25 protein-coding genes, 1 pseudogene and 1 riboswitch are annotated in these 26,197 nt (G+C 72.6%); of the genes and pseudogenes, 12 read left to right on the top strand and 14 right to left on the bottom strand.

Features of this window, described 5'->3' with window-relative positions:
- The first annotated feature begins 60 nt into the window (after nucleotides 1-60).
- Nucleotides 61-1,518, top strand: a complete 1,458-nt coding sequence (locus ABZ564_RS22245; RefSeq protein WP_360859111.1) for a DNA polymerase IV — start codon at nucleotides 61-63, stop codon at nucleotides 1,516-1,518.
- Here the strand turns inward: ABZ564_RS22245 and ABZ564_RS22240 are convergent.
- Complete coding sequence (locus tag ABZ564_RS22240) at nucleotides 1,443-1,811, bottom strand: PRC-barrel domain-containing protein (protein ID WP_360859108.1); 369 nt, start codon at nucleotides 1,809-1,811, stop codon at nucleotides 1,443-1,445. The genes ABZ564_RS22245 and ABZ564_RS22240 overlap by 76 nt on opposite strands.
- 116 nt (nucleotides 1,812-1,927) lie before the next feature.
- Nucleotides 1,928-2,025: riboswitch (glycine riboswitch) on the top strand.
- A gap of 192 nt (nucleotides 2,026-2,217) precedes the next feature.
- Here ABZ564_RS22240 and gcvP point away from each other — a divergent pair.
- On the top strand, nucleotides 2,218-5,103 hold the full coding sequence (gcvP, locus tag ABZ564_RS22235) for an aminomethyl-transferring glycine dehydrogenase (RefSeq protein WP_360859106.1): 2,886 nt from the start codon (nucleotides 2,218-2,220) through the stop codon (nucleotides 5,101-5,103).
- Nucleotides 5,104-5,197: 94 nt separating this feature from the next.
- Here the strand turns inward: gcvP and ABZ564_RS22230 are convergent, their stop codons facing one another.
- Together ABZ564_RS22230 and ABZ564_RS22225 are read right to left on the bottom strand one after the other, a co-directional pair.
- Nucleotides 5,198-5,404, bottom strand: a complete 207-nt coding sequence (locus tag ABZ564_RS22230; RefSeq protein WP_360859103.1) for a DUF5999 family protein — start codon at nucleotides 5,402-5,404, stop codon at nucleotides 5,198-5,200.
- 314 nt (nucleotides 5,405-5,718) lie between these two features.
- Nucleotides 5,719-6,315, bottom strand: coding sequence for a hypothetical protein (locus ABZ564_RS22225; protein ID WP_360859100.1), 597 nt, complete (start codon nucleotides 6,313-6,315; stop codon nucleotides 5,719-5,721).
- 482 nt (nucleotides 6,316-6,797) lie between these two features.
- Here ABZ564_RS22225 and ABZ564_RS22220 point away from each other — a divergent pair, with 482 nt between their 5' ends.
- Nucleotides 6,798-8,303, top strand: coding sequence for a glutamate-cysteine ligase family protein (locus ABZ564_RS22220; RefSeq protein ID WP_360859097.1), 1,506 nt, complete (start codon nucleotides 6,798-6,800; stop codon nucleotides 8,301-8,303).
- Between the two features lie 130 nt (nucleotides 8,304-8,433).
- On the opposite strand, the gene ABZ564_RS22215 is transcribed toward ABZ564_RS22220, so the two are convergent.
- On the bottom strand, nucleotides 8,434-8,595 hold the full coding sequence (locus tag ABZ564_RS22215) for a hypothetical protein (protein WP_360859094.1): 162 nt from the start codon (nucleotides 8,593-8,595) through the stop codon (nucleotides 8,434-8,436).
- A gap of 182 nt (nucleotides 8,596-8,777) precedes the next feature.
- Here ABZ564_RS22215 and ABZ564_RS22210 point away from each other — a divergent pair, with 182 nt between their 5' ends.
- On the top strand, nucleotides 8,778-9,557 hold the full coding sequence (locus ABZ564_RS22210; RefSeq protein ID WP_360859090.1) for a CPBP family intramembrane glutamic endopeptidase: 780 nt from the start codon (nucleotides 8,778-8,780) through the stop codon (nucleotides 9,555-9,557).
- Between the two features lie 18 nt (nucleotides 9,558-9,575).
- Here ABZ564_RS22210 and ABZ564_RS22205 read toward each other — a convergent pair whose 3' ends face one another.
- Nucleotides 9,576-10,394, bottom strand: coding sequence for a PhzF family phenazine biosynthesis protein (locus tag ABZ564_RS22205; protein WP_360859087.1), 819 nt, complete (start codon nucleotides 10,392-10,394; stop codon nucleotides 9,576-9,578).
- A 130-nt stretch (nucleotides 10,395-10,524) separates the two neighbouring features.
- On the opposite strand from ABZ564_RS22205, the gene ABZ564_RS22200 reads away from it, so the two are divergent.
- Both ABZ564_RS22200 and ABZ564_RS22195 read left to right on the top strand, forming a co-directional pair.
- A complete protein-coding gene (locus ABZ564_RS22200; RefSeq protein WP_360859084.1) occupies nucleotides 10,525-11,193 on the top strand; it encodes a HEAT repeat domain-containing protein in 669 nt (222 codons plus the stop codon).
- Nucleotides 11,194-11,199: 6 nt separating this feature from the next.
- Nucleotides 11,200-12,201 carry a HEAT repeat domain-containing protein gene (locus ABZ564_RS22195; protein ID WP_360859081.1) on the top strand — a complete coding sequence of 334 codons (1,002 nt, stop codon included), beginning with the start codon at nucleotides 11,200-11,202 and terminating at the stop codon, nucleotides 12,199-12,201.
- Nucleotides 12,202-12,299: 98 nt separating this feature from the next.
- Here ABZ564_RS22195 and ABZ564_RS22190 read toward each other — a convergent pair whose 3' ends face one another.
- On the bottom strand, nucleotides 12,300-12,725 hold the full coding sequence (locus tag ABZ564_RS22190; RefSeq protein ID WP_360859078.1) for a nuclear transport factor 2 family protein: 426 nt from the start codon (nucleotides 12,723-12,725) through the stop codon (nucleotides 12,300-12,302).
- An 85-nt stretch (nucleotides 12,726-12,810) separates the two neighbouring features.
- On the opposite strand from ABZ564_RS22190, the gene ABZ564_RS22185 reads away from it, so the two are divergent.
- Nucleotides 12,811-13,395 (top strand): TetR family transcriptional regulator, encoded by a 585-nt coding sequence (locus tag ABZ564_RS22185; RefSeq protein ID WP_360859075.1) that lies wholly within the window; start codon nucleotides 12,811-12,813, stop codon nucleotides 13,393-13,395.
- Between the two features lie 84 nt (nucleotides 13,396-13,479).
- Here ABZ564_RS22185 and ABZ564_RS22180 read toward each other — a convergent pair whose 3' ends face one another.
- Nucleotides 13,480-14,373 carry an aminoglycoside phosphotransferase family protein gene (locus ABZ564_RS22180; protein ID WP_360859141.1) on the bottom strand — a complete coding sequence of 298 codons (894 nt, stop codon included), beginning with the start codon at nucleotides 14,371-14,373 and terminating at the stop codon, nucleotides 13,480-13,482.
- A 460-nt stretch (nucleotides 14,374-14,833) separates the two neighbouring features.
- Between ABZ564_RS22180 and ABZ564_RS22175 the strand changes: the two genes are divergently transcribed.
- A complete protein-coding gene (locus ABZ564_RS22175) occupies nucleotides 14,834-15,436 on the top strand; it encodes a PadR family transcriptional regulator (protein WP_360859072.1) in 603 nt (200 codons plus the stop codon).
- A gap of 88 nt (nucleotides 15,437-15,524) precedes the next feature.
- Here the strand turns inward: ABZ564_RS22175 and ABZ564_RS22170 are convergent, their stop codons facing one another.
- Complete coding sequence (locus tag ABZ564_RS22170; RefSeq protein ID WP_360859069.1) at nucleotides 15,525-15,725, bottom strand: hypothetical protein; 201 nt, start codon at nucleotides 15,723-15,725, stop codon at nucleotides 15,525-15,527.
- A gap of 182 nt (nucleotides 15,726-15,907) precedes the next feature.
- On the opposite strand from ABZ564_RS22170, the gene ABZ564_RS22165 reads away from it, so the two are divergent.
- Together ABZ564_RS22165 and ABZ564_RS22160 are read left to right on the top strand one after the other, a co-directional pair.
- Nucleotides 15,908-16,903 (top strand): EamA family transporter, encoded by a 996-nt coding sequence (locus ABZ564_RS22165; RefSeq protein ID WP_360859066.1) that lies wholly within the window; start codon nucleotides 15,908-15,910, stop codon nucleotides 16,901-16,903.
- 306 nt (nucleotides 16,904-17,209) lie between these two features.
- Complete coding sequence (locus ABZ564_RS22160) at nucleotides 17,210-17,578, top strand: peptidase inhibitor family I36 protein (RefSeq protein WP_360859063.1); 369 nt, start codon at nucleotides 17,210-17,212, stop codon at nucleotides 17,576-17,578.
- A 147-nt stretch (nucleotides 17,579-17,725) separates the two neighbouring features.
- Here the strand turns inward: ABZ564_RS22160 and ABZ564_RS22155 are convergent, their stop codons facing one another.
- Nucleotides 17,726-18,442 (bottom strand): hypothetical protein, encoded by a 717-nt coding sequence (locus tag ABZ564_RS22155; RefSeq protein ID WP_360859060.1) that lies wholly within the window; start codon nucleotides 18,440-18,442, stop codon nucleotides 17,726-17,728.
- A gap of 398 nt (nucleotides 18,443-18,840) precedes the next feature.
- Nucleotides 18,841-19,536, bottom strand: a complete 696-nt coding sequence (locus tag ABZ564_RS22150) for a pyridoxamine 5'-phosphate oxidase family protein (protein WP_360859057.1) — start codon at nucleotides 19,534-19,536, stop codon at nucleotides 18,841-18,843.
- A 35-nt stretch (nucleotides 19,537-19,571) separates the two neighbouring features.
- Between ABZ564_RS22150 and ABZ564_RS22145 the strand changes: the two genes are divergently transcribed.
- A complete protein-coding gene (locus tag ABZ564_RS22145; RefSeq protein ID WP_360859054.1) occupies nucleotides 19,572-20,903 on the top strand; it encodes an aminotransferase class I/II-fold pyridoxal phosphate-dependent enzyme in 1,332 nt (443 codons plus the stop codon).
- A 25-nt stretch (nucleotides 20,904-20,928) separates the two neighbouring features.
- On the opposite strand, the gene ABZ564_RS22140 is transcribed toward ABZ564_RS22145, so the two are convergent.
- A complete protein-coding gene (locus tag ABZ564_RS22140; protein WP_360859051.1) occupies nucleotides 20,929-21,972 on the bottom strand; it encodes a DMT family transporter in 1,044 nt (347 codons plus the stop codon).
- A 38-nt stretch (nucleotides 21,973-22,010) separates the two neighbouring features.
- Between ABZ564_RS22140 and ABZ564_RS22135 the strand changes: the two genes are divergently transcribed.
- Nucleotides 22,011-22,940 (top strand): LysR family transcriptional regulator, encoded by a 930-nt coding sequence (locus ABZ564_RS22135; RefSeq protein ID WP_360859048.1) that lies wholly within the window; start codon nucleotides 22,011-22,013, stop codon nucleotides 22,938-22,940.
- Between the two features lie 23 nt (nucleotides 22,941-22,963).
- On the opposite strand, the pseudogene ABZ564_RS22130 reads toward ABZ564_RS22135, so the two are convergent.
- The 3 genes and pseudogenes from ABZ564_RS22130 to ABZ564_RS22120 all read right to left on the bottom strand — a co-directional run.
- Nucleotides 22,964-23,430: pseudogene (locus ABZ564_RS22130) on the bottom strand (prolyl oligopeptidase family serine peptidase); the annotation flags it as partial.
- 260 nt (nucleotides 23,431-23,690) lie between these two features.
- Nucleotides 23,691-25,292, bottom strand: coding sequence for an MDR family MFS transporter (locus ABZ564_RS22125; protein ID WP_360859045.1), 1,602 nt, complete (start codon nucleotides 25,290-25,292; stop codon nucleotides 23,691-23,693).
- Between the two features lie 106 nt (nucleotides 25,293-25,398).
- Complete coding sequence (locus ABZ564_RS22120; RefSeq protein WP_360859042.1) at nucleotides 25,399-26,001, bottom strand: TetR family transcriptional regulator; 603 nt, start codon at nucleotides 25,999-26,001, stop codon at nucleotides 25,399-25,401.
- Nucleotides 26,002-26,197: the final 196 nt, after the last annotated feature.

Raw genomic sequence — 26,197 nt, 5'->3', positions numbered from 1 at the left:
CGGGCGGCCCGGCCGTGGTGGCGGGGCGGTTGTCAGTGCCGTAGGGCAGCATCGGCTGGTGTGAGAGCCGCGCCCACCATTCTGCATCTGGACATGGATGCCTTCTACGCCTCCGCGGAGCAGGCGGCGAAGCCGAGCCTGCGCGGCAAACCGGTCGTGGTGGGCGGACTCGGGCCGCGCGGGGTCGTCGCGACCGCCTCGTACGAGGCGCGGCGCTTCGGGGTGCACTCGGCCATGCCGATGGCGCAGGCCAGACGGCTGGCGCCGAACGCCGCGTATCTGGTGCCGCGCTTCACGCTGTACCGGTCGGTGAGCGACCAGGTCATGGAGCTGCTGGGCCGGCTCTCACCGCTGGTGGAACCGCTCAGCCTCGACGAGGCCTTCGTGGACCTCGAAGCGGGTGGCACGGCCGACGACACCGCCTCGGCCCTGGAGATCGGCCGACAGTTGCGTGAGGCGATCGAGGCGGTCACCGGACTGAGCGGTTCCGTCGGGCTCGCCGGCTCCAAGATGCTTGCCAAGATCGCCTCCGAGGCGGCCAAGCCCGACGGGATACGCCTGATCGAGCCCGGCACCGAGCGGGAACTGCTCGCGCCCATGCCGGTGCGCACGCTGCCCGGCGTCGGCCCGGCCACCGCGGACCATCTGCGGCGCGCCGGCATGACGACGGTCGACGACCTCGCCGAGGCGGGCGAGGCGGAGCTGATACGGCTGCTGGGAAAGGCGCACGGGGCCTCGCTGCACCGGATGGCGTTCGGCTTCGACGACCGGCCCGTGGTCGCGGAGCGCGACGCCAAATCCGTCTCGGTCGAGGACACCTTCGACATGGACCTGCACGACCGCGTCCGGGTGCGCACCGAGGTGGAGCGGCTGGCCGACCGGTGCGTCCAGCGGTTGAGGGCGGCCGGGCGCTCGGGGCGCACGGTGGTTCTGAAGGTGCGCCGCTACGACTTCTCCACGCTGACCCGCTCCGAGACGCTGCGCGGACCCACGGACGACCCCGCGGTGGTCCGGGAGGCAGCCGCCCGGCTGCTGGAGGCCGTGGACACCACCGGGGGAGTGCGGCTGCTGGGCGTGGGCGTCACGGGGCTCGCCGCCTTCACCCAGGAGGACCTGTTCGCCCAGGCCGCCGGTGAGCGGGCGGCCCCGGCGGACGACGCCGGCGTACGGCCCCCGGACGACACCGGCGGCCGCGAGGAGCCCGCGGACGCCGAGCCGGGCCCGGACGAGGCGGCGCAGCTCGCGGCGCGGCGCTGGCCGGCCGGGCACGACGTGCGGCACGAGGTCCACGGACACGGCTGGGTGCAGGGCAGCGGGGTCGGCCGGGTGACCGTGCGGTTCGAGGAACCGGGGTCCGCGCCCGGCCGGGTGCGGACGTTCCGTGTCGACGACCCCGCGCTGCGGGCCGCCGAGCCCCTGCCGCTCGTCCGGGAGGTGCCGGACTACTCCTCCTGGCCCGCCAGCCGGCCGAAGTCGCGGTCCGGGGCCGGCTCGCCGGGGGCGGCGTCCAGGCCGTAGTGCCGGTAGAGCCGGAGCTCCTGTTCCGGCGAGAGGTGGCGGCCCACGCCGAAGTCGGGCGCGGCCTTGATCAGTGCCCGGTCGAAGGGGACGCGCAGCGTGTCCTCGACGAATTCGCTGGGCTCCAGCGGGACGAAGGCGTCACGACTGAAGAGGCCGGTGCGCACGGCCGCCCATTCGGGTACCCCGGTCGCGTCGTCGAGGTACACCTCGTCCACGGTCCCGATCTTGGTGCCCTTGCGGTCGAAGGCCTTGCGGCCGATCAGGCTGCGCGGGTCGATGTCGGTCTGCACGGTCCCTCCCACACTGGTCGCGGCTGGTCCACAGGGACTACAGAAGTGCAGTTCCGCGGTCTTGGCCACTCGGGAATTCTCGCCCTGTACCCCGCTGGTAGGCTGGTCATGGCTGCTGACCCCGTGCGGGAGAGTCGTCCGGAGCTGATCCGGCCGACGCCGAAGGAGCAAATCCTCCCCGGAATCTCTCAGGCCCCCGTACCGCACGGACGAGGTCACTCTGGAAAGCAGGGCGGGTTGCGCGCGGCCGTGGGCCGGGCGGAGCCTCACCCTCACCGACGGTGAAAGCCGGCGCCCGCGTGGAGCCGGTGAAGCTCTCAGGTTGAGATGACAGAGGGGGAGGCCGTTCGGGCACCCGGCGCCGTGGTGCCCCTCGCAGGTCGTGACAGACCAGGAGGCCTCCATCATGACCCCCCGTCGCACCCCGCTCTCGCAGCTGGAACAGGGCATCCCCTTCGAGCAGCGCCACATCGGCCCGGACGCCGAGGCGCAGGCGAAGATGCTCGCCCAGGTCGGTTACGGCTCGCTGGACGAGCTGACCGCGGCCGCCGTGCCCGACGTGATCAAGAGCACCGAGGCGCTGAAGCTGCCCGAGGCCCGGACCGAGGCCGAGGTGCTGGCCGAGCTGCGCCGGCTCGCCGACCGCAACCAGGTCCTCGCCCCGATGATCGGGCTCGGCTACTACGGCACGTTCACCCCGCCGGTGATCCTGCGCAACGTCATGGAGAACCCCGCCTGGTACACGGCCTACACGCCGTACCAGCCCGAGATCTCCCAGGGCCGCCTCGAAGCCCTCCTGAACTTCCAGACGATGGTCGCCGAGCTGACCGGTCTGCCCACCTCCGGCGCCTCGCTGCTCGACGAGGGCACCGCCGCCGCCGAGGCCATGGCACTGGCCCGGCGCGTCGGCAAGGTCAAGAACGGCGTCTTCCTGGTCGACGCCGACGCCCTGCCGCAGACCGTCGCCGTCATCGAGACCCGCGCCGAGCCGACCGGCGTCGAGGTCGTCGTCGCCGACCTCACCGAGGGCATCCCGGCCGAGATCGCCGAGCGCGGCGTCTTCGGCGTGCTGCTCCAGTACCCCGGCGCCTCCGGCGCCGTCCGGGACCTCAAGCCCGTGATCGACCAGGCGCACGGGCTGGGCGCGATCGTCACCGTGGCCGCCGACCTGCTGGCCCTCACCCTGCTCACCTCGCCCGGCGACCTGGGCGCCGACATCGCCGTCGGCACCACGCAGCGCTTCGGCGTGCCGATGGGCTTCGGCGGGCCGCACGCCGGCTACATGGCGGTCCGCGACACGTTCGCGCGCAGCCTGCCCGGCCGCCTCGTCGGCGTCTCCGTGGACGCCGACGGGAACAAGGCGTACCGGCTGGCCCTGCAGACCCGCGAGCAGCACATCCGCCGCGAGAAGGCCACCAGCAACATCTGCACCGCGCAGGTGCTCCTCGCCGTCATGGCGGGCATGTACGCCGTCTACCACGGGCCCGACGGCCTGCGCACGATCGCCCGGCGCACCCACCGCTACGCCGCGATCCTGGCCGAGGGCCTGCGCGCCGCCGGGGTCGACGTGGTGACCGGAACGTACTTCGACACGCTCACCGTCCGCGTCCCCGGCAAGGCCGGCGAGGTCGTCGCCGACGCCCGCGAGCGCGGCGTGAACCTGCGCCTCGTCGACGCCGACACCGTCTCCCTCGCCTGCGACGAGACCACGACCCGCACCCAGATCACCGCCGTCTGGGCGGCCTTCGGTGCCGACGGGGACGTCGAGGCGCTGGACGCCACCACCGAGGACGCGCTGCCCGAGGCGCTGCTGCGCACCGACACGATCCTGACCCACCCGGTCTTCCACCAGCACCGGTCCGAGACCGCGATGCTGCGCTACCTGCGCAAGCTCGCCGACCGCGACTACGCGCTGGACCGCGGCATGATCCCGCTCGGCTCCTGCACCATGAAGCTGAACGCGACCGCCGAGATGGAGTCGATCACCTGGCCGGAGTTCGGCGCGCTGCACCCCTTCGCGCCCGCCGAGCAGGCCCAGGGCTTCCTGACGCTCATCCGCGAGCTGGAGGAGCGGCTGGCCGAGGTCACCGGCTACGACGCGGTCTCCCTCCAGCCGAACGCCGGCTCGCAGGGCGAGTTCGCGGGGCTGCTGGCCGTCCGCGCGTACCACCGGGCCAACGGTGACGAGAACCGGACCGTCTGTCTGATCCCGTCCTCCGCGCACGGCACCAACGCCGCGAGCGCCGTGATGGCCGGCATGAAGGTGGTCGTCGTCAAGACCGCCGACGACGGCGAGGTCGACATCGAGGACCTCCGCGCCAAGATCGCGCAGTACCGCGACGAACTGGCCGTTCTCATGATCACCTACCCGTCGACGCACGGCGTCTTCGAGGAGCACGTCGCCGACATCTGCGCCGAGGTGCACGACGCCGGCGGCCAGGTCTACGTCGACGGCGCGAACCTCAACGCCCTGGTCGGCCTGGCCAAGCCCGGCCGGTTCGGCGGCGACGTCTCGCACCTGAACCTGCACAAGACCTTCTGCATCCCGCACGGCGGCGGCGGCCCCGGCGTCGGCCCCGTCGGTGTGCGCGCGCACCTGGCGCCGTACCTGCCCAACCACCCGCTGCAGCCCGCGGCCGGTCCGGAGACCGGCGTCGGACCGATCTCGGCCGCCCCGTGGGGCTCCGCCGGCATCCTCCCCATCTCCTGGGCGTACGTACGCCTGATGGGCGGCGAGGGTCTGAAGCGCGCGACGCAGGTCGCCGTGCTCGCGGCCAACTACATCGCCAAGCGGCTCGAACCGCACTACCCGATCCTGTACAACGGCCCGGCCGGGCTGGTGGCACACGAGTGCATCGTGGACCTGCGGCCCATCTCCAAGGCGACCGGCGTCAGCATCGACGACGTGGCCAAGCGGCTCATCGACTACGGCTTCCACTCGCCGACCATGTCGTTCCCGGTCGCCGGGACGCTGATGATCGAGCCGACCGAGAGCGAGGACCTCGCGGAGCTCGACCGCTTCTGCGACACGATGATCGCCATCCGCGCCGAGATCGAGAAGGTCGCGTCGGGGGAGTGGAGCGCGGACGACAACCCGCTCGCCAACGCGCCGCACACCGCCGCCGCGCTGGGCGGGGAGTGGGAGCACGGGTACAGCCGCGAGGTGGCGGTCTTCCCGGCCGGGGTCTCGGCCGCGGACAAGTACTGGCCGCCGGTGCGCCGGATCGACGGTGCGTTCGGTGACCGCAACCTCGTCTGCTCGTGCCCGCCCCTGGACGAGTACGACAACTGATCCGGAACGCCTGATCGAAGCGGTGTGACGCGGACATGCGTCGGGGCCGGTGCGGAGATTCCTCCGGGCCGGCCCCTTTTCCGTACCGGGCCGCTCAGGCGGCCTTCATCACCCGGCTCGCCGCCAGGGGCCTGTGCGGGGCGATGACCCGACCGTCCGGAAGCAGCTCGCCGGTGTCCTCGAAGAGCAGGACGCCGTTGCACAGCAGGCTCCAGCCCTGCTCCGGGTGGTGTGCCACCTGACGGGCGGCTTCCCGGTCGGCTGAGTCGGCTGTCGGGCAGGGTGGCTGGTGCTGGCACATGGATGGGTTCTTTCGCTGCGTCGAGTTGAGTGGCCTGCGGTGTGAAGAGGTGTTCATGACCGCCCCCGTATCGATCGGTCGGATCCCAGTGTTGCCCTACGGGCGTCAATCCGCAGGGATTTCGCCGCAGTGCACCCGCTCCTCCCATGGCGCGTCACCCGGGCGGACGGTTCAACTCAACTGCACTGTCCCTTCGGGGGGTTCGGGGTGGCCGGATGGGACTAGTCCGGATGCCCCATGCCGGTCAGCGCGCTGTGCCCCGTCGCCGGACGAGGGCGACGGGGCACAGCGCGCCGAGGAGACGGCCGACCGCTTCAGGCCGGGGCGGGGGAGCCCAGGAGCGGGCCCGGCCCGGGCATGATGCGGGTGGTGATCACGGGCAGCAGGTCGGCGGCCCGGTGCGGACGGTGGGCCGCGAAGCCGGGAGGCGCGGGGGCCAGCGGCACCAGCAGGTCGGCCGGATCGGGGGCGCCGCAGGACGCGTCGGCCTCCGGGTCGCCGTGCAGCCACAGGGCCAGCATGTAGAGGTCGGGGATGGACAGCAGCCTCGGCTGGTAGTGGCCGCTCATCCCCTCCGCCTGGCGCAGGGCCAGCTCCGTCGAGGCGATGTACGGGCCCTCGAAGAAGTGCGAGAAGGCCCAGCCGTCCGCGGTGAGCATGGTGTCCGCCGCCGCCACCGACCGCTCCGTGCTGCGGATCTGGAAGCGCCAGGCGGCGAGCCGGGTGGCGGGGGCGAGTCCGCCCGGGGCGAGGTCCAGCACATGGACGGGCAGCGGGTGTTCGGGGCTCAGCGGTCCCTGTGCGGCCCGCAGGGCGGGCGTACGGGCCTCGCGGACCGCGGTCGGTGAACCGAGCGCCGCGAGGACGCTGCGCAGCGCGGGCGCGGGGGCCGGGGGAACATGCAGCGGCATAATTGGGTGGCCTCTCACTTCGGAGACACGGTGGTGCGCGGGCGGGTGCAGACGGCGCTGTCGGCGTGCGGGGCCAGAGGAGGCCGGTGACTGAGCCGGTGCGTCAACTCTCTGCCTCGTCCGCGGAGTTTATACGACACGTGTTCGCGCGGTGTTTCCACTAGCTGTCACGGCTGTTGCGGACAAGGCGCTATCCGGACTTTATTATGCGGAGATCATGCTGATTCGGAGCGAGCGGCGCAGCCGCCGCCTCGGTTTTTTCCCGCGCCGTGGTCGGCCGAAACCCATCGGGTCTTTCCCGGCCCGCCGTACGGGGAAACCGGCCGCTGCCTCATGCCGGGTGAATGTGCCCGGGGCCCCGGCGCTCAGATTAGCGGGTGTGCGCCCTCCGCGGGGCGTTACGGATCACGTCCTGCGGGCATTATCGATCGTGATGCGAGCGGCCCGGGCCGCGTGCTGGCCACTCGAGGAGGGACACTTCGATGGGGGAGAAGGTCGTCGCGGGCGCCTTTGGCCTGTCCGACCGGCAGAAGTACCGGAGGAAGCTGCAGCAGTGCCTGGAGGCGCTGTCCGGGCTCCTGGCCGAGCGGCGGTTCGACCGGCCGCGCAATCTCATGGGCATGGAGATCGAGCTGAATCTGACGGGCGCCGACGCCCTGCCGAAGATGTTGAATGGGCAGGTTCTGGAGCGCATCGCGAGCCATGATTTCCAGACGGAACTGGGGATGTTCAATCTGGAGGTGAACATAGTTCCCCATCATCTGTCGGGGCGTGTTCTCGATCAACTGGCCGAAGAGCTGAGGGCCGGGCTCGGATATGCCGACCGGAAGGCCGGTGAAGTCGATGCCGGGATCATGATGATCGGAATCCTGCCGACGCTCGGCCGCGACGACATGGTCCGGTCCAACCTCTCCGAAGTCGACCGCTACGCCCTCCTGAACGATCAAATGGTGGCGGCCCGCGGCGAGGATTTCCTGCTCGATATCGAAGGCGTCGAGCGGCTGGTCTGCACCTCGGATTCGATCACCCCGGAGGCCGCCTGCACCTCGCTCCAGCTCCATCTCCAGGTCACTCCGGAACGCTTTTCCGACGTGTGGAACGCGGCGCAGGCCGTGGCCGCCGTCCAGGTGGCGCTGGGCGCCAACTCGCCCTTCCTGTTCGGCCGGGAGCTGTGGCGCGAGTCGCGGCCCCCGCTGTTCGAGCAGGCCACGGACACCCGGCCGCCGGAACTGCGCAACCAGGGCGTACGGCCGAGGACCTGGTTCGGGGAGAAGTGGATCGGCTCGGTCCACGAGCTCTTCGAGGAAAACCTCCGGTACTTCCCCCCGCTCCTGCCCATCTGCGACGAGGAGGAGCCCCTGCGCGTCCTCGCCGACGGCGGGGTGCCCCAGCTGAAGGAGCTGGTCCTGCACAACGGCACGGTCTACCGCTGGAACCGCCCGGTGTACGGGATCGCCGACGGCGTCCCCCACCTGCGGGTGGAGAACCGGGTGCTGCCCGCCGGCCCGACCGTCGCCGACGTCATCGCCAACACCGCGCTCTACTACGGCCTGGTCCGGGCGCTGGCGGAGGAGTCGCGTCCGGTGTGGACCCGGATGCCGTTCTCCGCCGCCGCGGAGAACTTCGAGACCGCGTGCCGCCGGGGCATCGACGCCGAGCTGCTGTGGCCCCGGCCCGGCCGCTCGGGCGGACTCACCCGGGTGGCGGCGGTGAAGCTGGTGCGCGACGAGCTGCTGCCACTGGCCGCCGCCGGGCTCGACGCCTGGAACGTCGAGCCGGTGGACCGGGACCACTACCTCGGGATCATCGAGGAGCGGTGCAAACGGCGGACGAACGGGGCGTCCTGGCAGGCGGACACCTACCACCGGGCGCGCGAGGCGGGCATGGACCGGGGTGCCGCCCTCGCCGCGATGACCCGGCGCTACGGCGAACTGATGCAGGGCGGCGACCCGGTGCACAGCTGGCCGGCCGGCATTCCGGCGCCGTGACCCGGCGGGTGGCGCCGCGCGCGTGAGCCCGCGGTGCGGGTGCGGGGCCGGGGCGTGTCCCCGGCCCCTGGCCGCCGTTGCCGCCCGGCCGCGCGGACGCCCTGCCCCACGGTCGTCGCGGCCGGCGGGATCACCGCCCGGATCCCGGCCGGGTCCTCCACCTGGCAGCCGCCGCCCCGGCGATCTCGTCCAGCTCCTCGCTGTCCACCTCGGGCCCGCCCGCGATGGCCGGCCGGGGGACGGCCCCGCCTCCGGTCGCGGTGTGGTCATCGGGCAAGCTGTGACGTCCCATGCCGGTGGTGCCCCTCCTCGAGGATGTACGAGGAAAAGAGGGACCACACCATCGGCGAGGGGGCTCGTCCCCCGGCCTGTCGCGCATGATCTTCGTACCCGCATTCGAGCCCTGGCGGGGCGGCGGGGGCTTGGGAAGCGAACGCACAACTGAGAGCAGGTGTACAGGTGGAGGCGGGGTACATGGCTGATTCCTTTCCCCGGGAGGCCGTGTCGCGACGGATTCTCCGGTCCGAGACGGTGCTGGTTCTGGCGCTCTCGCTGGGGGCGAGCGGCGTGTCTGCCCTCATCAGTTTTGTCGGGTCGCTGACGAAACCGGGGGGTTTGAAGGATCAGGCGGCGACCCTCAACAGTTCGTACGCCCCGGGCCGCCCATGGCTGGATCTCGCCTGGCAGCTCTTCGGCATCACGACCGCGCTGGTGCCCGTCGCCCTGGTGGCGCATCTGCTGTTCAGGGAAGGGGCGGGGCTGCGGGCCATCGGCTTCGACCGCACCCGGCCGGGGCAGGACACCGCGCACGGTGCGGTGGTCGCGGCGGGCATCGGCAGCGCCGGGCTGGCGTTCTACCTGGTGGCCAGGGCCGCCGGGTTCAACCTCACGGTCGTCCCCGAGTCGCTGCCCGACGTGTGGTGGAAGTTCCCCGTGCTCATCCTGTCGGCCGTCCAGAACTCCGTACTGGAGGAAGTGATCGTCGTCGGATACCTGCTGCGCCGGCTGGGGCAGCTGGGCTGGACGCCGACGGCGGCGCTGGTGGCGAGTTCGGTGCTGCGCGGCTCGTACCACCTCTACCAGGGCATCGGCGGGTTCGTCGGCAACATGGTGATGGGGGTGGTCTTCGTGCTGCTGTACCGCCGCTGGCAGCGGGTGGGTCCGCTGGTCGCGGCGCACGCGCTCCTCGACATCGGTGCGTTCGTCGGTTACGCGCTGCTCGCCGGGAAGGTGGACTGGCTGCCCACCCCCTGAGCGTTCTGAAGGCAGGCCCTACGGGGCGACGAGCAGTTCGCCGTCCAGCACCGTGACCGCGCGGCCCGTCAGCAGGGTGCGTGCGCCGTGCAGCGTGGTGCGTACGAGACCCGAGCGGGCGGAGACCTGGAGCCCGGTCAGCCGGTCGCGGCCGAGGCGGGCCGACCAGAACGGGGCCAGGGCGGTGTGGGCGCTGCCCGTCACCGGGTCCTCGTCGATGCCCACGGCCGGGAAGAAGCCGCGCGAGACGTAGTCGTACGTACGGCCGGGCCCGGCGGCGGCCGTGGCGATGACGCCGCGCCGGGAGAGGCCGGCCAGCGCCGCGAAGTCGGGGGCCAGGCCCCGTACGGCCGCCTCGTCCTTCAGCTCCACGAGCAGGTCCCCGACGTGCGCACCGGTGTCGTGCACCGACACCGGCTCCGCGCCCAGGGCCTCGGCGAGACCGGCGGGCGCGGGCTCGGGGGTGAGCGGTGCGGTCGGGAAGTCCAGCGTGAGCGAACCGTCCGGGTGGGCCGTCGCGGTCAGCGTTCCGCACCGGGCGGCGAAGCGGACGGTGCCGGTCGCCGCTCCCGTGGTGTGCAGGACGTGGGCGGTGGCGAGCGTGGCGTGGCCGCACATGTCCACCTCGGTGACCGGGGTGAACCACCGCAGCGCCCAGTCCGCTGTGCCGCCGGGCGGCAACGGGTGGGCGAACGCCGTCTCGGAGAGGTTCAGTTCGGCGGCGACCCGCTGGAGGAAGCCGTCCCCGGGGAAGCCCTCGGGGCCGAACAGCAGGACGCCGGCGGGGTTGCCGGTGAAGGGGCGGTCGGTGAACGCGTCGACGGTGCGAATCCTCATGCGCTCGACCGTAGAGGTGGCTCCCGGCGGATAACCAAGGCCAATCGCGGCTCGGTGGCCCCGAAACGTATCTCGACTTGACCTTGTCACTGTGGCAAGGGCTTCACTGAGCCGCGAGGAGGTGGTCCGGATGACCATGCCGAACGAGGACACGGCCATGACGCGCGCCCTGCGCGGGCTGGAGCACGGTGACGCGTCGGTCCGGCTGCGCACCGCGCTGGCGGTCGGCTCGGCGCCGGAGGCGCGGCTCGTCGACCGGCTCGTGGAACTGTGCGCGACCGAGCCCGATTTCTCCGTACGCGAGATGCTGACGTGGGCGCTCACCCGCCATCCGCAGGAGCTGACGGTCCCCCGGCTCGTCGAGGAGCTCCGCTCGGAGCGCCCGCAGGCACGCAGCCAGGCCCTGCACACCCTGTCCAAGACCGGGGACCGGCGGGCCTGGCCGGCGATCACCCGGGCCCTGCTGACCGACACCGACGACGAGGTGGCGCGTACGGCCTGGCGGGCGGCGGTCGTCCTCGTCCCCGAGGGCGAGGGCCCCGGACTGGCCGACGTGCTGGCCGGGCAGCTCGGGCGCGGCGGGCGCGAGACGCAGCTGAGCCTCAGCCGGGCGCTGATCGCACTCGGCGAGGCGGCCGGCCCGGCCCTGAGCGCCGCCGCCACGCACCCCGGGCCGCGGGTTCGTCAGCACGCACTCGCCACCGAGGCGCTGCGGCGCGACCCGGGCGCCGGGTTCGAGTTCGCGATCGAGGAGGCGAAGCGGAGGGTCGCGCTCGGGGCGTACGGTCAGGAGGGGTGAGGCACGGTGTTGATCGGTGAGGTGGCACGGCGGTCCGGGGTCAGCGCCCGCATGCTCAGGCACTACGAGTCGCTGGGGCTGGTGCGGCCCACGGGACGCAACGACGTCGGATACCGCGAGTACTCCGGCGAGGACGTCCGGCGGATCTTCCACATCGAGAGCCTGCGGTCCCTCGGCCTTTCGCTGCGCGAGGTGGGACGCGCCCTGGACGACCCCGGCTTCAGCCCGGCGGAGCTCGTCGAGGACCTCGTCCGGCGGACCCGGGAACGGATCGCGAGCGAGACGGAGCTGCTGACCCGGTTGAGCCGGATCGGCGCCGCCGAGCCGGAGCGCTGGGGGGAGGTCCTGCGTACCGTCGCCCTTCTCCAGGCGCTGGGATCCAGCAGTCCCGGCACGCGTCAGCGGGCGGCACTGGCCTCGGGCGGCGAGGCGCCGGTGCCGGGGGAGGCCCTGGCCGAGGCGGTGCTGAGCGAGCGGGACCCGACCGTGGCCGGCGCCCTGCGGTGGGCCCTGGCCCGGGCGGGCGACGGGCTCGCCCGGCTGGCGGAGGGCCTGGACTCGCCCGCGGCGGAGGTCCGCGCCCGCGCGGTGCGGGCTCTCGCCGGGATGCCGGGCGAGGCGGCGAGCGCGCTGCTGCGGGACGCTCTCGGCCACCCCGACGCCGCGGTACGCCGGTACGCGGCTCCGGCGCTGGGTGCGCGCGGGGTGGCCGAGGCGGTCCCGACACTGATCGACATGGTCGCGGAGGCGGTGCGGGACGTGGACGCGGCCGACGCCCTGGGCGTGCTGGCCGCCGAGCCCGGGACGGCCGAGCGGATCGCCGCCGGGCTCCTCGACCGCCTTGCGGACGACGCCCCCGACGCATCCGCCCGCCGCCGCCTCACCCAGGCACTCGCGGACATCCCGGGTCCGACGGCGTCGCGCGCGCTCGCGGAACTGGCGCGGGACGCGGACCGGGGCGTGGCGGTCACGGCCGTGTATCTGCTCGGGCTGCGGGGCGAAGGGTGAGTTCGGGCTGCCGCTGACGGCGCCCGGGCGACGGGCGCCGGTGCGGCGGCGGGGACCGGGATCTGATGTGCCACCGGCGGCGGGCGCGGCGCCGGTGCTCAGCTTCTGGCGCCGGCGAGGGCCGCCGTGTCCATGTAGTCGCGGACGTGGGTGATCAGCCCGTCGCGGACCCGGAGCACGAGCAGGCCGGGGACGGTGAAGGCGGCGCCACCGGCGGGCAGCGTCCCCGCGACGACGTGCTCGGCGATGATCACCTCCGGGTCGGCCGTCTCGTACGAGGACACCGTCCTGACCTCGTCGATGCGTACCGGGCTCGCTCCCCAGGCCGCCCGGTAGCCCGCACGTACGGCCTCGCGCCCCTCGTAGCGCGGCGGAAAGCCGGGAGCGGTGAACGGGAACTCGTGCAACGCGTCGGCCGCGTACAGATCCGCGAGCTCGTCCGCGGACTTGCCGAGCATGGCCCGGTAGTAGGAGGCCAGGACGCCGCGGGGGGTGCGGACACCGGCGGTTTCCAGATGCGGCATGGGAGGACTCCAGTCACTCAACGTTTGTTGAGCGATGACCGTAGGCCGGAGGGGAGCGTTCGGTCAACGGCTGTAGAGTCACGGCGTGACCACGCCTCGACCCTCCCGCGCCGACCGCCGTCGAGCCACCGAGGCGCGCATCCTCGCCCACGCCCGGGAGCAGTTCGCCGCCCAGGGGTTCGACCGGACCACCATCCGCGCGGTGGCGGGCGCGGCCGGTGTGGACCCGGCCCTGGTCATGCAGTACTTCGGCTCGAAACGTGAACTGTTCGGCCGGGCCGTGGAGACGTTCACCGCGCCACCGGTGGAGGCCGCGGACGCGGACGCGTGGGTCGATCGGATGCTGGCCACACTGGGCCTGAAGCTCGGCGGGCTGCCCGAGGGCACGCTCGCGGTGATGCGGTCCATGCTCACGGATCCGGCGGCCGCCGCTCACGTACGCACCGCGCTCGGGCGGCAGATCGCCGATGTGGGTACCGCCCTGCCCGCGCCCGACGACCGCGAGCTCCGCGCCGCCCTGGCCGTCACCACCCTGCTCGGCGTCACCCTCGGGCACCAGCTCCTGGGCCTTCCGGTCTTGTGTGAGGCGTCGCCCGACCGCATCGCCGCGTTGCTCCGGCCCGCGCTCAACGCGCTGGCCGAACCCGCACCGGGCCCCGAACCGGCCTGAGGCCGCGGGCGCCGTGCTCCGGCGGCGGAGATCACGGGCGGGGGAGCGGACCGTTGCGTGGCGGGGCGGCCGGCCGGTCCGGCCTCACTCCGCCGCCAGAATGCGGTCCAGTGTCCGGCGGCCCATCGCGCTCATCACCGGGTTGCTCTCGGCGTAGTACCAGACGAGGCCCATCGCCTGTTCGAACGCCCAGGCCTTGCCGCGTTCCCATTCCAGGTCGGCGCAGGACAGGGCGTGCCGGAGCACCTCCCGGGGGCCCGGGCGCAGGAGGTGCCAGGCGCTGACCAGGTCCAGGGCGGGGTCGGCCGGGGCGAAGCCGCCGGTGTCGAGTACGCCGCCCAGGCGGTCGCCCGTGACCAGGACGTTGCCGGGGATCAGGTCGCCGTGACTCATCACGTCGGCGCTCGTGCGCGGCAGTTCGCGGAAGCGGTGCCACAGCCGGCGCAAGCGGTCCACGTCGAGCAGGGCCTCGCTCTCCCGGAAGCACGTCGCCATCCAGTCGTCGTGGTCGGCGAGCACGCCACCGCGGTTGCCGCCGTCGAAGCGGCGCCCCCGCGTGTCGGCGCCCCGGAGGCCGGCGATGAAGGCCGCCAGGTCCTGGGCGAAGGCGTTCGAAGCGCTCGGGTCGGCGTCGAAGGCGTTCGTGCCCGGCAGCCAGGTCTGGACCGACCAGGGCATGGGGTAACCCGCGCCGGGCCGCCCCAGCGCCACGGGCTGCGGAACGGGGAACCGCGACACCCGCGCCAGCTCCGCGCTCGCCCGGGCTTCCCGTTCCAGGACCGCCAGGGCCCCGCCGACGTCGGACGGACGCAGCGGGAAGCGCGCCGAGAGGCCCTCCCCTATGCGGAAGACGGCGTTGACCGTCCCGGTCGAGGCCAGCGGGCGGATCGCCTTGCCGCTCCACCGGGGGAACTGGTCCCGGATCAGGGCCGCGACGGTTTCGGCGCTCACGTCCAGTTGGTCGCTGTGCATGGTCAGCCAGTATCCGGACGGCGGGCCGGGAGAGCGACCGGGTTTCGCGGATTTCTGTGTCCCGTCTCGATCGATCCGGTCCGGTGCCGGGGCTGTGACCTGCGAGGGCCGGATCATCTGGGACGCGGGGCGGCGATTGTCCCGGACGATCTGGCCCGGCACCGCTGCCGCGGCATTCCAAGTGCCGGACCTGACCCTCTTTGATCCTGAGTGGGCGGACAAGAAGATCCGCCCGGACGAGTTCGAGGCAGCATGGCTCCGAGCACGGCACATGGACAGCGAGTAATAAGGGGTCGACGCCGCCCAGGTCGGACCAGATCAACGGAGACCGGGACCGGATCGCCGAAGGCGGAACACCAAGGCAATGCCTCCTCGGGTTGTCATGCGATGGGTCCCGATATATCGTTGAAGCATCGCGATAGTGCAGCGATACGTGAAAGATCGACGCAGGAAAAGGAGAACGGTCATGCGTTCACATGGATTCGAGCATGGACATGGTCACGGCCCGTGCGGCCCCGAGGGGCGACGTGGGGGATTCGAGGGGCAGCGGGCGGCGTTCGGGCCGTTCGGGCCGCCGTTCGGCGGGGGGCCCTTCGGTGGCGGGCGCGGCCGGGGCGGCGGTCGGGGGCGGGCGCGGCGCGGTGACGTACGCGCTTCGATCCTGGCGCTGCTCAAGGACCGGCCGATGCACGGCTACGAGATGATCCAGGAGATCGGCGAGCGCAGCGGCGGGGCCTGGCGGCCCAGCCCCGGCTCGGTGTACCCGACCCTTCAGCTACTGGAGGACGAGGGGCTGATCACCAGCGCGAGCGAGGGCGGCAAGAAGCTGTTCACGCTCACCGGCGCCGGTCGCACGGAGGCGGAGACGGGGGCCGAGGCGCCCTGGGAAGAGGTCGGGCGCGGCATCGACTGGGAGAGCATGAACGAGATCCGGCAGGCCGGGTTCGGTCTGATGGAGGCGGTCGGTCAGGTCTGGAAGAGCGGCTCGGCCGACCAGCGCGAGAAAGCCGTCGCGGTCATCAACGAGGCCCGCAAGAAGCTGTACCTCATTCTCGCCGACGAGCACTGAGCCCCGGCCGTGGGCCGTGCGGCGGTCGGAGAGGAAGACCCGGGGGAGCCCGGCGGCCCGGGCCGCCGGACTCCCCGCTGTTGGCCCGTCAGTTCCGGTGGACCTGGTCGGGACCCGTCCGCCAGATCAGGGCCGCGTCGAAACGGTCGGAGGCGCGGGGGTGCGGTCCGTCGTCGTGGCAGTGGAACGCGGACCAGAACAGATCCGCCGGCAGCGCGTCGAGCGGTGCGTGGACCCGGTAGACGTAATCGCGCCCGTCGAGCGCCGGCAGGGACACCAGCCAGCTCACCCAGGTTTCCTCCCGCCGCGTCGCGAACAACCGCTCACGTCTGTGGGACGTGTACGGGTGGGCCGTCGGTTGCCCGGTGTTTCCGGGTACGTACGTGTCAGGGGCGTCGATGGCGTCGGAGTGTTACCCGGGTCAGGTGTCACCGGGGTGACGCTCCTGACCTCAGCTGTCATGATGTGCCGATGCACGCGTCTCAGGGGAGAAGCGCCGGCCTGGGACTCGCCCTCGCCTCGGCCTTCGCATTCGGCGGTTCCGGAGTGGCGGCCAAGCCGCTGATCGAGGCGGGGCTCGACCCGCTCCACGTGGTCTGGCTGCGGGTGGCGGGCGCCGCGCTCGTCATGCTGCCCGTGGCCTGGCGCCACCGGGCGCTGGTGCGCGGCCGGCCCGTGCTGCTGCTCGGCTTCGGGCTGCTCGCCGTCGCGGGCGTGCAGGCCTGCTACTTCGCCGCCCTCTCCCGTATCCCGGTGGGCGTCGCGCTGCTGGTGGAATACCTGGCGCCGGCCCTCGTCCTCGGCTGGGTGCGTTTCGTCCAGCGACGGCCGGTGACCCCGGCGGCGGCCCTCGGGGTCGTCCTCGCGGTCGGCGGCCTGGCCTGCGTGGTCGAGGTGTGGGCCGGGCTGAGCTTCGACGCGGTCGGACTGCTGCTCGCGCTCGGCGCCGCCTGCTGCCAGGTCGGCTACTTCGTCCTCTCCGACCAGGGCGGCGGGGAGGCGTCCCCGGGCGGCGGAGAACCCCCGCATCCGGTCGGCGTCATCGCCTACGGGCTGCTGGTCGGTGCCCTCGTGCTCACCGTGATCGCCCGGCCGTGGGGCATGGACTGGTCGGTGCTCGGCGGCGACACGGCCATGGACGGCACCGAGGTTCCGGCCTGGCTGCTGCTGGTCTGGATCGTGCTGCTGGCCACCGTCATCGCGTACGTCACCGGGGTGATCTCCGTACGGCTGCTGTCCCCGGCGGTCGCGGGCGTCGTGGCCTGCCTGGAGGCGGTCATCGCGACCATGCTCGCCTGGGTGCTGCTTGGCGAGCACCTGGCCGCCCCGCAGCTCATCGGCGGCGCGCTCGTCCTGACCGGCGCCCTCATCGCGCAGTCGGCAACGCCCCGGCCCCCGTCCGGACCCGTCGCCTCGGGGGCGGGTGCGGAGGACGCGACCGGGGAGCGGGCCGCGGCCCGTCGCTAGTGCATGTCCGAGTCCCGACGGTCCGGGCGGCACTGGCGCAACGGGGCCGCGCTCCGGGTCGCCACGCCTGGGGACGGTGAGCCCGGACGATCCCGCACTCGCTGATGCCGGCCTCCACCTCGGCCTGATCCCGCTCATCCGCAAGGGTTTCCGTTTGCGGCACCTCTTCCGGAGACGGCCGCGACGTCATCCCGGTGAACCACACGCGCGCGGGGACCCTCTTACGGGCGGATGCCCTCGACACGCGACAGTGGGACGCGGCGACCACGGCCGTGCTTCCCCGGGCAACGACGGAAAAGGATGTTCATGAAGCTGACGCTCAAAACCGCGGTGGTCGCGGCTGCCATCGCCTCCACCGCCGTACTGACGGCTCCGGGAGCCGCGTCGGCCGACCCCAGGGACGCCTATATGGGAGGCAAGATCTACCTCTTCGACGGCCACAACAACACCGGGGACATGCTGCAGATCGATCCCGTGGACACCCCCTACATCACGTGGGCGTGGAACGACCGGGTAAGCTCGGTGTGGAACCTCAGCGACGATCAGGTCTGCATCTGGACCGATGCCGACTACAACGGCCGCTACTTCAGCATCCCGGCGGGCGCGAAGCAGGAACTTCTGTTCCTCTACGACAACGCGGTGTCCTCCCTCTCGGTCAGCGGCTGCGGAGGCTGAGCCGGCTGGTTGACCGAAACAGCCGTCCCCCCGCGCTTCGAGGGGGACGGCGGGGCGTGGCCGGACGGCGTCCCGTGGGGGAGAGAGCCAGTGCCTTCCGGTCGCGCTGCCGGGCCCTCCCAGGGGCCCGGCAGCGAAGACCTCGTCTCAGCCGAGGCCCTCGTCCCAGTCGACGGCCGCCGGGTCCACCACCTCGTCGGCGTCCGGGACATGCACGTCGAGCGGCTCGTCGAAGGCGCTGAACGAGGTGGTGGTGGAGACCTCCTCGCCCTCGTAGACGACCTTGAGGAGGTACGGCTTGCCCTCGGTGGCCACGTAGAAGGCGAAGGAGCCGCCCTTGTCCGTCCCGTCGGCCACCTTCAGCACCATCGCCGGAGCGCCGTCGACCTCGGCCGGTCCGCCCTCGGAGACCTCACCGAACGAGGCGAACTCCTGTGTGCACCCCGCGAGTCCGTCTCCCGGCTGCGCCGTGTCGGCCGGCGTCTTCGCCCACAGGTCCTGCTGCCCCGTGCCCGCCACGTCGTAGCCCGACTCCTCGAGATAGGCCCGGTTCGGGCGCACGTAGTCCGTCCCGTCGGTCCGGATCTGTTCCAGCCCGGCTCCCGTGGAAGAGGTCATCGTGAACGCGCACGTGGCCTTGAGATCCGTCGACAGCCGGGTGGACGTGACATCGCCCCCGTTCTTCTTGGTGACCGTCTTGATGGTCACCGACGTCAGACCGCGCATCACGGCGTTCGCATCGTCGAGCATCTGCTCGGCGGACGATCCCTTCATCGCGCTGCCGTCGTCGGTGCAGCCGGTCACGGTGACGCCCACGAACAGGCACGCCGAGGCCGCCTTCGCCATGGTCGGTATCGCTCTCACTGGACCCCCCCTGTCTGAATCTGATCATGCTAGTGCCGCGGCAGCAGGTCCCGCTCGGTCGCCGGCCACTTGGCCCGGGCCGGGTTGACCGTCGAACACCCGGTGCCGGGCTTCGAGGGGCGTTGGACGTCGCGGGGAACAGGTGAAGCTGCCGGCCGGGCGCATCCTGGAGGTTCTCGGCCTGCCGGCCGGGCCGCTCTGCACGCGGTTTTGGCTGTCGGCCGACGCGGACGTGGTGTGCGAGGTCAGGTACGTGGCGACGGACACCCAGGCCCTCACCTTCGTACTCGTCGGTCCGGGCGGTGAAAACACCCGGCAGCGGCGGCGTCATCCGCTCCCGCGCCGCATCCGTCAGCTCTCCGCGACCCACCACCGGATCAATGCCGGACCGCTCCTGGTCAGGGCGCGTTCAGGTAGGCCGGGACCTCGATCGACGGGTCCAGGTCGTCCGCCGGGACCGGCGTGCCGAAGGCGGGGGCGACCGGGACGACGCCGGCCCAGTGCGGCAGAGCGACGTCCCGGGGATCGTCGTTCGGTCCGCCCGTGCGGATCTTGGCGGAGACCTCCCGCAGGTCCAGCCGGATGACGGCCGTGGCGGCCAGCTCCCTGGCATCGGCCGGGCGCGCGTCCTTCGAACGTCCCGGCACCACCTGGTCCACGATCGCGTCCAGGGCGATGCGCCGCTCCTCGGGGTCGGTCACCGGGTGTGCGGTGCCGTGGACGACCACGGAACGGTAGTTGAGCGAGTGGTGGAAGGCGGAGCGGGCCAGCACCAGGCCGTCGACGTGCGTCACCGTCAGGCACACGGGCAGCCCCTCGTCGCTGCCGCCGGCCGCCCGCAACGGCCGCGAGCCGGTCGAGCCGTGGACGTAGAGCCGCTCGCCGACCCGGCCGAAGAGCGTCGGCAGCACGACCGGTGCGCCGTCGCGCACGAAGCCGAGGTGGCAGAGGTAGGCGTCGTCGAGTATCGAGTGGACCGTCTCCCGGTCGTACGCGGCCCGCTCGCGCGACCGGGTGGGGGTCGTGCGGTCCGTCGGCTCGTAGCCGGACGAGGCATCCGGGGACGTGGTCTGCTGGGGTGCGGTCTCCGGCATTGCGGCCTCCATTGCACTAGTGCATACTGTTGTTTGTGCTAGGAGAGTATCGGATCAGTGGGCGGCGCGCACAGGAAATCGCCGCCAGTGTCGAGCGCGGGGTCGGTTCCGGGGAGCTGGCGCCCGGCCAGGTCCTGCCTCCGATGCGGGAGTTGGCGGCTCGGTTGGAGGTGAACCCCAACACCGTTGCGGCGGCCTACCGCATCCTGCGCGAGCGCGGGGTGATCGAGACCGCCGGCCGCCGGGGCAGCCGGATCAGGCCGCGCCCCGCGAGCACCGCGCGCGGTTCGATGCGGGTCGAGGCGCCGGAGGGTGTACGGGACCTGGGCGACGGCAGCCCCGATCCGGCACTGCTGCCGCGCCTCGGCGAGGCGTTCGCGGCGGTCGCCGAGCGGTACGCGCGCGAGCCGGGCCTGTACGGGGAGGCGCCCGTCGACCCGGAGTTCGCCGCGCTCGCGCGCGCCGCCATGGACGCCGACGGGGTCCCGGCCGGGCCGGTGGCCGCCGCTTCCGGCTCGCTCGACGCGATCGAGCGGGTCCTCGTCGCCCATCTCAGGCCCGGTGACCTGGTCGCCGTCGAGGACCCCGGGTGGGGCGGACTGCTGGACCTGGTGCCCGCGCTGGGCATGCGTCCCGTGTCCGTGGCGCTCGACGACGAGGGGCCGCTGCCGGACGCGCTCGAGGCGGCGCTGCGGGCGGGCGCGCGGGCCGTCGTCGTCACGGACCGGGCGCAGAACCCGACGGGGGCGGCGGTCTCCGAGGTACGTGCGGCGGAACTGCGGGCCGTCCTCGCCGGCCATCCGGAGGTCCTGCTCATCGAGGACGACCACGGGCACGCCATCGTCGACCTGCCGCTGCACCCGCTGGCCGGTGTGACGGACCACTGGGCGTTCGTCCGCTCGGTCGCCAAGGCGTACGGGCCGGACCTGCGGGTCGCGGTGCTGACCGGGGACACCGTCACGGTCGACCGGGTGTCCGGGCGCCAGCGGCTGGGCCCCGGCTGGGTCAGCCGGCTGCTGCAGCGGACCGTGGTGCACCTGTGGAGCACCGGCTCCGTGGACCCCCGCCAGGTGGCCCGGTCCTACGCCCGCCGCCGGGACGCCCTCGTGCGGGCGCTGGCGGAGCGGGGAGTCGAGGCGCACGGCCGCAGCGGGATGAACGTGTGGGTGCCGGTGAGCGACGAGACGGGAGCGGTGGCCCGGCTCCTGCAGGCGGGCTGGGCGGTGGCGCCCGGGGCCCGGTTCCGCATCTCGGCGCCCCAGGCGGTCCGGCTCACCGTGTCCCCGCTCACCGACGCCGACATCGGGCCGCTGGCCGACGCGGTGGCGCAGGCGGCGGGACCGGCGAGGCCGCTGAGCTACGGGTGAGCGCGGAGGCCGGTCGGCAGGGGCCTCACGGGCGCGGCGCGGCCCTTCGGCCGCGCCGCCTGCTCTGGGTGAGGGCGGCACCGGCCAGGACGACGAGCGCGCCGACGGGGGTGTTCCAGCTCAACTCCTCGCCGAGCACGGCCACTCCGGCAGCCGTGGCGATGACCGGGATGAAGTAGGTGACCATCTGCGCGGTCGTCGGTCCGACCTCCGTGACCAGGCCGTACTGGAGCAGCACCGCCAGCCCGGTGCCCAGCGCCCCGAGCGCGACCACGGCCAGCGTGGGCAGCAGCGGGAAGCTGCCGGGGAAGGCGGTGAACAGCGGTGTGACCAGCGCGAGTTGCAGGGTGCCCAGGAAGAGCTGGCTGCCGGTGAGAGCGAGGGTCGACGCATCGCTGCCCGCCAGCGTCCGGCGTACGTGGATCCAGCCGACCGGGTAGCTCAGCGACGCCAGGAGAGCCATGGCCGTCCCGCTGAAGTCCAGCCCGGAGAAGCCCTGCCAGGCACCCAGCACCGTCAGGACCCCGAGGAAGCCGAGCCCGAGGCCGGCGACGCGGCGCCTGGTCGGCCGGTCCTCCGAGAGGGCGACGAGTGACAGTGCCATGCCCCACAGCGGCGAAGTCGCGTTGCAGATGCCCGCCAGCGTCGACGGGATGCTCAGCTCGGCGTAGGCGAACAGGGAGAACGGCAGGGCGTTGAGGAAGAACGCCGCCACGGCCAGATGGCCCCAGGTGCGGGCGGAGCGCGGCAGCCGCTCCCGCTTCGCCGCCATCACCACCGCCAGGACGGCGGTGCCCGACAGGAGCCGCCCGAAGGTCACCTGGAACGGGGCGTACGCGTCGGTGCCGACCTTGATCAGGAGGAAGCTGAAGCCCCAGATGAGCGAGAGCGCCGCGAAGCGCAGCCGCCAGTCCAGGGCGGGGCGGTGGGCGGGAGTCGTGGCGGAAGCGGCGGTGGTGGCCGTTGCCTCGGGCGGTGCGGCCGGGGAGGCGGACGACTCGGTGGCGGGTCGCGGTGCGGTCGGGGCGCTCATGAGGACCACGATGGCCGCGTTCACCTCGTAGTACAAGTGAGATTTTGTGTGCCGCTTCGCGTAGCATCGCTTACATGTTGAACCTGGAGCGCCTGCGTACCCTGGACGCCCTGGCCAGGCTCGGTTCGGTCAGCGGTGCCGCCGAGGGGCTGCACGTCACGACGTCGGCCGTCTCGCAGCAGATGGCGAAGCTGGAGCGCGAGGTGGGCCAGCAGCTCCTCGCCAGGAACGGTCGCGGGGTGCGGCTCACCGACGCGGGGCGGCTGCTCGCCGACCACGCGGCGCGCATCCTCTCGCAGGTGGAGCTCGCCCAGGCCGACATCGAGGCCCAGCGCGGCGAGGTGGTGGGCGAGATCCGGCTCGGCGCGTTCCCGACGGCGGCGCGCGGCCTCTTCCCCACGACGCTGCTCGCCCTGCGCGCCGGCCACCCCGAACTGCGGGTGCGCACCCTGGAGATGGAGCCCGAGGACGGCATCCGGGCGGTGCTCAGGGGCGACATCGATCTGGCGGTGGTCCTGGACTGGAGCAACAAGCGGCTCCCGGTGCCCGGCGGACTGACCCGGGCGGAACTGCTCGACGACGCCCCCGACATCGCGATGCCGGCGGACCACCCGCTCGCGGGACGGTCCGAAGTGGACCTGGAGGACTTCGCCGACGACGACTGGGTGTCCTGGCCCGAGGGCGAATTCTGTTACGAGTGGCTGGTGTTCACGCTCCGCTCGAAAGGCATCGAGCCGCGCATCGCGCACCTCGCGGGCGAGCACCACACCCAGCTCGCGCTGATCGCCGCCGGGATGGGGGTGTGCGTGGCGCCCCGGCTGGGGCGGGGGCCGGTGCCGGACGGGGTGCGGCTGGTACCGGTGCGCCAGAAGATGCGGCGGCACGTCCACGCCGTGTGGCGGACGGACGCGGACCGGCGGCCGTCACTCCGGGCGGCGGTCGCGGCCCTGCGCGCGGCGGGCCGGGAGCTGGACGACCCCCTGGAGAAGCGGCAGGAGCGCTGACCGCCCCCGGCGCCGTACGGTGGTCAGAGCCCCAGGGAGCTGCGCAGGAAGTCCCGCTCCAGCAGCAGTCCGCTCGCCGTGCGGTCCAGGCCCACCAGGTGTCCGGCCCCCGACAGCGGCAGCACGGTGTGCGGGCGGCGAGCGGGGCCGCCGACAGGCGCGGCGTGTGCGCCACGGCCGCGTTGTCGTCGCCGAGCCCGTGCACCAGCATCAGCGGCCGGGTCAGGGACGCGGCCTCCTCCAGCAGCGAATTGCGCGCGTAGTTCTCCGGCAGCACGTCCGGGTGGCCGAGGAACCGCTCCTCCCCGTGGGTGTCGTAGAGCCGCCGGTCCGCCGGAGCGGCGCCCGCCACCGCGGCGTGGAAGACCTCGGGGTGCCGGAGCACGGCGGCCGCCGCGAGGTAGCCGCTGAACGACCAGCCCCGCCTCGCCATCCGGGTCGTGTCCAGTTCCGGGCGGGCCGCGGCCGCCGCGTGCAGGGCGTCGATCCGGCCCGTACCGTACGCGGCGCGCCGCCGGTGACGTACGCGATCAGCGAGCCGTCGGGGGAGGGGAGACGGTGAACTGCCGGGCCACCCCCCAGCGAGAAGCGCCGGGTACGGGCGAACCGTCCGGCGTCGACGGCACGCGTAGAGGAGGGGGCCGTGCCGGAGGGGGTGTCATCTCGGCACCATGACAGGTGACGTGGCCCCCACGCAGTCCGGGGCCCGCCCGCCCCCGGCGTGGGGGAGGACGGGCCCCGGAGCGGGGATCAGTGCGTGGGAGTCGCGGCGGCCTGTGCCGCCGCCGTCTCCTCCGCGAGGCGCTCCATGCCGCTCTGGGTGCGCAGCGGCTTCTCCTTGATGAACAGCACCGCGATCAGCGCCAGGAACGCGAACGGGGCACCGATCAGGAAGACATCGGCGGTGGCGACGCCGTACGCGTTCTCGACGATCTCCCGCGCCGGCGCGGGCAGCTTGCTGAGGTCGGGGACACCGCCGCCGGTGCCGCCGCCGGCCGCCCCGCCGAAGCCCTTCTCCAGCTCCTCGGCCACCCGGTGGCCGAGGACGGCGCCCAGCGCGCTCGTACCGATGGCGCCGCCGAGACTGCGGAAGAACGACAGGACCGAGGTGGCCGCGCCGAGTTCGGAGGCGGGCACGTCGTTCTGGGCGGCCAGCACGAGGTTCTGCATCAGCATGCCGACGCCGACACCGAGGACCACCATGTAGACGCTGAGCAGGCCGAACGACGAGTCGGCGCCGATCGTGGACAGCAGGCCCATGCCCGCGGTCATGATGATGCCGCCCGCGATGAGGAAGCCCTTCCACTTGCCCCGGGCGGAGATGATCTGGCCGGCCACGGTCGTCGAGATCATCAGACCGAGGATCATCGGCAGGCTCATCAGGCCCGCGGTCGTCGGGGACTTGCCCAGCGAGATCTGGAAGTACTGGGAGAGGAACACCGTGCCGCCGAACATGGCCACGCCGACCAGCAGGCTCGCCACCGTCGTCAGCGCCACCGTGCGGTTGCGGAAGATGTCCAGCGGGATGATCGGTTCCTGGACCCGCGACTCGACCCACACCGCGGCGGCCAGCAGCACCACGCCGGCGGTGACGAGCGCGGCGGTCTGCCAGGACGCCCAGTCGAAGTTGTTGCCGGCGAGGGTCACCCACAGCAGCAGCGAGCTGACGCCGCTCATGATGAGGACGGCGCCGACGTAGTCGATCTTCACTTCCCGGCGGATCGTCGGCAGCTTCAGGGTCAGCTGGAGCAGCACGATCGCGAGCAGTGCGAACGGCACGCCGATGAAGAAGCACCAGCGCCAGCCCAGCCAGGAGGTGTCCACGAGCACCCCGCCGATGAGCGGGCCGGCGACCGTGCCGACGGCGAAGACGGCGCCGAAGATGCCGGAGTAGCGGCCGAGTTCGCGCGGCGGGATGACCGCCGCCATCACGACCTGCGCGAGCGCGGTGAGACCGCCCGCCCCGATGCCCTGCACGACGCGGCTGACGATGAGCAGTCCGACGCTGTGCGAGAAGCCGGCGACGAGCGAGCCGACGATGAACATCGACAGGGAGAGCTGGATGAGGAGCTTCTTGTCGTACAGGTCGGAGAGCTTGCCCCAGATCGGCACGGTCGCCGTCATGGCGAGGAGTTCGGCCGTGACGACCCAGGTGTACGAGGACTGGGTGCCGTGCAGGTCGGCGATGATCCTGGGCAGGGCGTTGGAGACGACCGTGGAGGCCAGGATGGCCACGAACATGCCGGCCATCAGGCCCGACATGGCCTGGAGTATCTGGCGGCGCGTCATGCCTGACGCGGCCCCCTCGGTCGCACCGGCGGCGCCGGTTTCGGGTGTGACGGCAGCGGTCATCGGCTGACGTTCCTCATTCTCTGGTGACTGGCTCCGCGGTCAGTGGTTCCGTGCGGAGCGGTGGTGCGGGGATGGTGAGCGGACCGGCGGGGTACGCCGGGCGCGCTCAGGCCTTCAGGCCGGCGGCCAGGGAGGCGAACGCCTCGCGGTACAGGCTCTGGAAGGTACGTGTACGGCCCGTGGCCACCCAGACCTCGACCGCGGCGCGCACGGCGGCCAGGGCCACGTGCGCGAGGAGCCGGGGGTAGAGGTCGGTCTCGGGGTCCTGGCCGAGGCGTTCGGCGACGACGGCGACCATGGCCGTCTCGTCGGCGCCCCGGGCGGCCAGGAAGTGGGGGAGCAGGGCCGGGCTCTTCCTCAGGACCGCCGTCTGGAGTTCCCAGCGCTCGTGGTCCTCCTCGATGGAGGCGAGTTCCTGGGCGATGGCCTCGCTGAGGGCTTCGAGCGCGGTCAGGTGCTCCGGGGCGTTGAGCACGGCCCGGCGGGTCCGTTCGGCGTTCTCCTGGCCGGAACGCGTGATGGCGTCCTCCAGGCACGGGAAGTAGTTGAAGAACGTGCGCACGGAGACCCCGACGGCGTCGGTGACCGCTTCCACGGTCACATGCTCGAAGCCGCGGTCGGCGGCCATGCGCAGGGCCTCGCCCGCCAGGGCGTCACGCGTGGCGCGCTTCTTGCGTTCACGCAGCCCCAGGGGCGGGTCGTCGCTCATGAAGGTGCATGCTATGCAATTTTGCAGGCTGGGCAAAATTTTGAACGGGGGCGCGTGAACCGGTGTCCGGCGGATGGATCCTGGTGACAGGCGGTCCGGGTGACCCCACCTCATGACTTCGCCGGTCTGCTGCGGCTCATCGACGAGTGGTCCGCGGCCTTCCGCGCCGCGACGGCCTCCGCGCCCGACTTCGACG

Source organism: Streptomyces sp. NPDC019224 (assembly GCF_040632605.1).
GTDB lineage: Bacteria > Actinomycetota > Actinomycetes > Streptomycetales > Streptomycetaceae > Streptomyces.
The sequence above is the reverse complement of the archived record's forward strand: the minus strand, read 5'-3'. Positions and strand labels throughout refer to the sequence as shown.

Bases quoted from the DNA above. Each gene is read 5' to 3' on its own strand.
- gcvP (WP_360859106.1), top strand. From the start codon at position 2,218: ATGACCCCCCGTCGCACCCCGCTCTCGCAGCTGGAACAGGGCATCCCC.
- ABZ564_RS22120 (WP_360859042.1), bottom strand. From the start codon at position 26,001: ATGAGCGACGACCCGCCCCTGGGGCTGCGTGAACGCAAGAAGCGCGCC.
- ABZ564_RS22215 (WP_360859094.1), bottom strand. From the start codon at position 8,595: ATGGGACGTCACAGCTTGCCCGATGACCACACCGCGACCGGAGGCGGG.
- ABZ564_RS22160 (WP_360859063.1), top strand. From the start codon at position 17,210: ATGAAGCTGACGCTCAAAACCGCGGTGGTCGCGGCTGCCATCGCCTCC.
- ABZ564_RS22220 (WP_360859097.1), top strand. From the start codon at position 6,798: ATGGGGGAGAAGGTCGTCGCGGGCGCCTTTGGCCTGTCCGACCGGCAG.
- ABZ564_RS22135 (WP_360859048.1), top strand. From the start codon at position 22,011: ATGTTGAACCTGGAGCGCCTGCGTACCCTGGACGCCCTGGCCAGGCTC.
- ABZ564_RS22175 (WP_360859072.1), top strand. From the start codon at position 14,834: ATGCGTTCACATGGATTCGAGCATGGACATGGTCACGGCCCGTGCGGC.
- ABZ564_RS22200 (WP_360859084.1), top strand. From the start codon at position 10,525: ATGACCATGCCGAACGAGGACACGGCCATGACGCGCGCCCTGCGCGGG.
- ABZ564_RS22230 (WP_360859103.1), bottom strand. From the start codon at position 5,404: ATGTGCCAGCACCAGCCACCCTGCCCGACAGCCGACTCAGCCGACCGG.
- ABZ564_RS22190 (WP_360859078.1), bottom strand. From the start codon at position 12,725: ATGCCGCATCTGGAAACCGCCGGTGTCCGCACCCCCCGCGGCGTCCTG.
- ABZ564_RS22210 (WP_360859090.1), top strand. From the start codon at position 8,778: ATGGCTGATTCCTTTCCCCGGGAGGCCGTGTCGCGACGGATTCTCCGG.
- ABZ564_RS22225 (WP_360859100.1), bottom strand. From the start codon at position 6,315: ATGCCGCTGCATGTTCCCCCGGCCCCCGCGCCCGCGCTGCGCAGCGTC.
- ABZ564_RS22125 (WP_360859045.1), bottom strand. From the start codon at position 25,292: ATGACCGCTGCCGTCACACCCGAAACCGGCGCCGCCGGTGCGACCGAG.
- ABZ564_RS22150 (WP_360859057.1), bottom strand. From the start codon at position 19,536: ATGCCGGAGACCGCACCCCAGCAGACCACGTCCCCGGATGCCTCGTCC.
- ABZ564_RS22165 (WP_360859066.1), top strand. From the start codon at position 15,908: ATGCACGCGTCTCAGGGGAGAAGCGCCGGCCTGGGACTCGCCCTCGCC.
- ABZ564_RS22205 (WP_360859087.1), bottom strand. From the start codon at position 10,394: ATGAGGATTCGCACCGTCGACGCGTTCACCGACCGCCCCTTCACCGGC.